This is a genomic window from Streptomyces sp. PA03-1a (assembly GCF_033792805.1).
Taxonomy (GTDB): Bacteria; Actinomycetota; Actinomycetes; order Streptomycetales; family Streptomycetaceae; genus Actinacidiphila.
Genome location: NZ_JARAVO010000370.1, coordinates 1 through 6217 on the forward strand (window position 1 = coordinate 1; position 6217 = coordinate 6217).

General features: G+C 70.4%; 2 protein-coding genes. Both read right to left on the reverse strand.

All coding sequences use genetic code 11. The annotated features are described in order from the left end of the window. Positions 1-2467: ABC transporter permease family protein (locus tag PV341_RS43100; protein ID WP_500360744.1), on the reverse strand; the 2467-nt coding region annotated here is incomplete at its 3' end. A 170-nt stretch (positions 2468-2637) separates the two neighbouring features. Then, complete coding sequence (locus tag PV341_RS43105) at positions 2638-5961, reverse strand: FtsX-like permease family protein (protein ID WP_500360746.1); 3324 nt, start codon at positions 5959-5961, stop codon at positions 2638-2640. Positions 5962-6217: the final 256 nt, after the last annotated feature.

The window sequence follows — 6217 nt, forward strand, 5'->3', positions numbered from 1 at the left end:
GCACCGCCAGCCACTGCCGCTGACGACCCGTCATCCCCATCGTCCGCAGCCGCGCCAGCAGCGCCTTGCGCTGCGGCGCGTTGTGCAGCAACGACAACAGCAACGCCAGCACGCTGAAGCCCGCACCCGCGGCAACGGCGGCGAGGTAGACGTGCCGTGCGCCCGACTGCAAGGCCGATGTCGTGCCGTAGGAGGCGCGTTGCTCGGTCCGCAGCGTGACGGCCGCCTTGGGTGCGGCCTTGGCCACGACGGCACGCAACTGCGGACCCCGCAGGGTCGATCCTGTGACGAGCAGGGTCGTAGGAGCCGACAGTTGCGGGGCCGCCCGGGCGTGCTTCCGTGTCATGTCGAGCGCGGAGACGACGACGAACTCGCCGCCGCCCAAGGCCGGAGTGACATCTCGGATGGCGACGGCCCGTATCGGGGTCCGGCCCGCGGAAGAACGCACATTCCCCATGCCCTGCTTGAAAGCACGGGCCAGCCCCGGCGAAACCACCGCCGGCAACGGCTCCCGACCGCGGCCGGCAAGCGTCGGGAACGGAGCGCCCGTGCCGGTGCTCGACACTACGCGTCCGTACTGTGCGGGATCCGCGATGACCAGGCTGTACCTCACACGGGACGAAGTCGACAAGTCCCTCTCGATCCGCACCGCCGACGTATCCCGCACGCCGTGGACCTCGCGTACTCGTGACTCCAAGCCGGCAGGCAGCCCGGTCGACGTCTCGACGCGCGCGTCGGCGCCGACCGCCCGCAGGGCGGCCCTGTCGCGGCCTTCCTCGACACCGGCAAGGACGGACCCACCGAAGGCGGTGACCGCGAGCGCCACCAGCAGCGCCATGAGCGGCAGAGCGGACATCGACGGGGCTCGACCGGCACGCGCCAGGCCCAGGTGCAGCACCGCCCCGTCGAGCCGCGCGAAGGGCGGCGCCAGCAGCCGCAACGGCCAGGGGTACAGCCGCAGCAGCACCAGCGCGGCGACCACTGCCACCAGCACGGGCGCCGCGGCAGTCAGCACGTCCGCGGCACCGTCCGCCGTTCCGCGTTGCCGCAACGCCACCACCGAACCGATCACGATCACCGTGACGGTCAGTTCCGCCACGACTCGCCGCCGTGCGGGTCGTACCCGGGTGAGGTCGGCGCGCCGGGCGGGCATGGGACGCACGGAGATGGCCACCGCACGCAGCGGTAGGGCGAGCGAGGCGAAGGCCCCGACCAGCGCCCCCAGCAACACCGGCAACCCACGGTTTTCCGTCGGCACGACAGTCAGCGCGAGCAGCACACCGGCCGCCGCACTGGGAATCGCCGGCAGCGCGCTCTCGGCCAGCAGCCGGCCCGCAAGTACCCACAGGCTGATGCCCCGGGCCCGCAGCAACGACAGCTCGGATCGCCGACGATCGACCAGCAGAGCCGCGGCCATCAGGAGGACGATCCCGGCAACCGCCGCCACACCCACCATCGCGACGAGGACCAGGGGTTCGGCCGCCGTGCGTTGCTCGTCGAAGGAACCCAGCAGCGCCGACAGGCCGTCTTCGGCGATCTCCCCCATGTACGGTCGGCTGTCGCGCAACTCCGCTGCGTCAGGCCCGGCAATGAGCGAGTCGAGCTGGTCGCGCAGCGCGGGAACGTCGCGGACCTTCACGAGGCCGGCGTCCGCAGGGTGGTGGAAGTACACGGTGGCTCCGTCGCCGAAAGCGGTCAGCCCCTGCGCGTCCTCGGGAGAGATGAGCACCGTGAAGTGCCAGTACTGCTCGGGGCCGCCGCCGGGTGGGCCGGCCCGGCTGTTCAGCTTCGGCGCGCGCAGATCTTTTTCTGCGTTCCAATAGGGCGCCTCCGGCCGAACGGGGTGGATGATCCCGGTGATCCCGACCGTCAGCTCCGCGCCGTGTGAGTCCAGCAGATGGAGTTCTGAACCAGCGTGTAGTCCCATGGTGCCGGCGGTACGGTCCGTGACCACTGCCTCGACGCGGCGGGGATCGCCCAGTCGTCGGTAGAGCCGACCGTCGACCAGCCGGGCATGGGTGGTCAGGTCGGGTTGGGCGACGACGGTGCTTTGCGGGTCCACGGTTCCCGTGGGCCGGGGCAGTGCTCTGTCGCCGGCCTCGAAGGGCGTGAGGGACCGCACGCCGCTGACCATGTCCCTCGTCGTGAGGACGGTGGACAACGGAGGGTGGAATATGCTCCGGATGCTTTCCTCGTCGCCCTTCAGCGAAGCGGGGCTGACGAGGCCCACCTCTCCCCAGCCCGCGTTGAACGACGTGCTGACACTGCGTCCGGTCACCGACGCCTGGGACAGCCTCTGCAGGAGTGCCTCGTTTTCGTACGCCGCGACGGCGCCTGGCAGAATCGCCGTCACGAAGGCGGTTCCCAACACCAAAACGGCCAGGGCCAGAGCCGCACCTGGAGCGGCCCGCAGCCGAGAGCGGATCAGGGACACGTCGCCGCCGCGCGGAACGTGGGACTTAGCCATCAGTTTCCTTCAAAGGGTGCACCGGCCTTGCCGGATAGGGAATCGAAGGCCCGCGAGGAACGCCCTGGTGTTGCCGGGGCACGTACCTCACACGTAATCGTGAGCTCCAAGGCCTGGGGATCTTCCGCAGTCGGCGTCCGAATGTTCGTCGCGTGGTCGTGACCAGCGGGTCATTGCTCCCCCCGGCCGCGGAGTGCCCGAACCGGGTCGGCGAATCGCCCGGCCATCAAGACGACGAGCAGCAAGGACACGCCTGTCACCAGGAGCAACAGCGTGCTGACGGGGCCGGAGGGAAGCTCGACCAGGACACCGGGCACCGGACTCTCCGCCCGCGACGTCAGCACGATCGGCGGAACGACCATTGTGGTGAGCAAGCTGCCGAGCAACGCGCCACTGCCCGCCGCGATGAGCACCAGCAGCCCCTGTTCGGCAGCCACCACGCGGATCAGCGACCGACGCGAAGCCCCCAGCGCATGGAGTTTGGCGAGATCCTGCAGCCGTTCTCTGACCGCGCCGATGGCGGCCACGCAGAAGCCGGCCAGGGCGAGTACGACCGCGGCGAGCACTGCCACAGGCAATGTGGACAGCGGACCTGCGCCGAGGGGGTCGTCCTGAAACTCGGCCTGCTGCTCCGCGCGGACGATGACGGAAGAAATGTCGCCGCGGTCGCGAAGTGCGCTTGCGACCCGGGCAGACGAGCCGGGTCGTACGGCGACCCACCATTCGTCCGGCTCCGGACCAGGCAGGTCCATGGCGGTCAGGACCCGGCTCGCGGTGCGCAGGTCGAGGAGCACCGCGCCTCCGTCGTCGGCGGCAGACCCAGCCGCCGTGGTGGGCAGTGCGCGCAGGGCCGCCGAGATGCGGACGCTGAGTTTCGTCCCCCCCATGTCGAGGAGCACTTTGCTGCCGACCTGGGCATTGGTGGCCCTCAAAAAGGCGTCGGTGGCGGCTGCCGGCACCGACTCGGGAGCCGGCGGGGTCGCCGACACCGTGACCGATGCGGCGTAGGACAGGAACGTCTTGGAGTTCGCACCTGTGTCGTAGTCGACGGCGAGGAGGGTGTCACGGCCGGACCGTGGGGGCTCTCCGGGCAATCCGGCCTTGTGGCTCCCCCTGATATTGGTGACGTCCAGGAACTGGCGAATCCGGGATGTCCATGTCGTGTCGGCCTGCGGTGTGAGATGCCTGACTCCGCCCTCGACGTCGACGGCGTCCACCGTGCCGATCGTCAGGCGGTGACGCGCCGCGGACTTGGGCATGCCGTATTCGGCTTTCAGGGTGGTGATCCGCAAAGGTCCGGCCGACCCTGCGTCACGTGCCCGACCCGTCTCGGCGCCCAGATTCGCGTCCAAGGTGTGCACCCGGCCGTCGGCGATCACTTCGCCGAGATAGAACGTGTACAGCACCCCGTAGCGGTCCGTGAAGGTCGCCCAGAGCCGATCGGCGACCCTGGTCGGCTTCGCCCGGCCGTGGGAGTCCCGCGACTCCAGCCGGACGGCGAATCGCAGACGGTCCGTGTCGGGCGGCACCACGAATCCGACGTCACGCGCCCGGCTGTCGTCTTCGGGACGCAGCGTCCGCAGGGTCTCCACCAGGGGGCGTTCCGCCAGATCCCCACGTAGCCGCATGATCCCGGCCGCCGCCGTGGTGTCCATGGCGAGTACCGTGGCCGTCCTGTCACGGGGCAGGGCCACCTGGGTACGGGAGGCCGGTGTCACTGCCGCGACGCCGGCCAGATGGTCGTACACGCCGCCTTGCCCTAGCGGCGGAGTCGTGGAACCGGTGACACGGATGTCGGAACCCACGGCGAAGTCGGCCTGGTCCTTCTGCGAGCGGGTCCAACTGCTGTTCTCGCCGATCGCGAAGATACTGATCGACAGGGCCAGGACCAGCAGCAGGACCGGGGACGCCCCCCGGCCGGGGCGGCGTGCCAGCTGCCAGCCCACCAGCGACGCCGACAAGCCATGGGCCCTGGCCGCCCGCCGTTCTCCGAGCCGTACTGCAAGCGGCAGAAGGCGCAGGGCGAGCACCGCGCCTGCCAGCAGGCAGATCGCCGGGGCGACGACCAGCACCGGGTCGAGTCCCAGTTCGCCGGTGGTGTCGGTGGTCAGCGTCCCTGTCGCCGCCCCTCTGCGCGACAACTGCCAGTACGCGAGTCCCGCCACGACCGCAAGCCCCACGTCGGCGCCGGCCCGCACGGCTCCCGGAAGTGCACGCTGCCGCCTCCGCGCCGCCTGCTCAGCCGCATAGGAACTCGATGCTCTCAACGCGGGCACGACAAGGGACAACCCGCACACCGAAGCTGTCAGCGCCGCCATGCCCCAAGCGGTCGCCGGCTGGGCCTCCAGCCGTACTCCCGTCCGGCCCAGCGCGCCGTACCCGGACAACAGCCCCATGACCGGGCGGTTCAGGAACGGGGCCAGCACCGCGGCAGGTACGACCAGCAGCAGGCTTTCGGTGGCCGCCAGGCCGACCATACGGGTGCGTGAGCCACCCCGAGCCCGCAGTTGCGCGGCCTCCTCGGCACGTTCCGCCGTGAGCATCCGGGCGACCAGCAACAACGAGAACGCGGCCAGTAGCGTCAGCTGCGAGGCGCTGATCAGCAAGGTCGACCTGGTCACCAGCAGTGTCCTGCGCAACTCCTGTAGCAGCCCCGGCAATTCGCTGCTCGCCGCGATCGACCCATCGGTCGACATGTGTTCCAGACGCCGTGTCGCCTCGCGGACTCCGGCGCTCACGCGGCCGAAGCGCGCCGTCGTGATCGCCGAGAAGTCGGCGTGTGCCTGCCAGGCCATCTCGGCGGCGGGGACGGCCCCGGATGCGAACACCTGCGGATCGACGAGCATGGGCCCGTACGTGGTGAACGACAGCGTCCGAATGCCGCGTCCCCCCGTAGGGTCGATACGCCAGTACGGCGCCGTTGGATCGACCGGCCGGAAGATCCCCGTCACCCGGACCGTGAGTGTGGTGTCACGGAGCCGGTCCGAGAGGGTCACGATCCGCCCGGTGCGGACCTTCAGCGCCGACGCCGCTGTCTCCGGCAGCGCGACGGGAAGCGGCTCACCGGGGGTGGGCCTGCCGGGAAAGACGCCGTCCACCATGCTCACTTGGGCACGGTCCAACGTGGAGAGAAACGTCAGGTCCGAGTCGTCGCCGCGCGCCGGACCTGACCGCAGCGCTTCCGGCAGTCCGTAGGCACGCGAGCGGGTGACCGCCTTCGCCTCGACCGGCAGGCCGTCGTACGCACCGGCGACCGTCGCGCGCACGCCGTGGTCGACGGCTGTTCGGTCCTCGCCCTCCACGTCGGCTGTCACCTCGATCAGCGTCCGGGCGGCGGACTGCTCCTGGAGCGCGCGCCGGATTCCTGCCTCGCCAACAGCGTCGCTGAACGCCGCGAGGGCCGTCACGGCGCAGGTGGTGAGGAGCACGGACAGGACCGCGGCGCCGATCAGGAGACGGTGCGCACGCAGGCGCAGAAGTACGAACCCGTTCATCTCAGCCCCGCCCCGGTCACGGCTTGACCGACGGGGCGACGCGAGGCCCGGTACTCCTGGCAGCCTCCGACTCCAGTGAATTTGTTGCTATTTCTCCTGCTTTGGCTATGCTGCCCGCCATGACTGAGATAGCGCTGGAACGGTGTGAGGGCCCGGGGGGCGACGGGGCGGCCTCCGAGGCGATGGTGGTGGTCGAGGACCTGGTGCGCACCTTCGGTGCCGGGGACACCGCGGTGCACGCCCTGGGCGGGGTGTC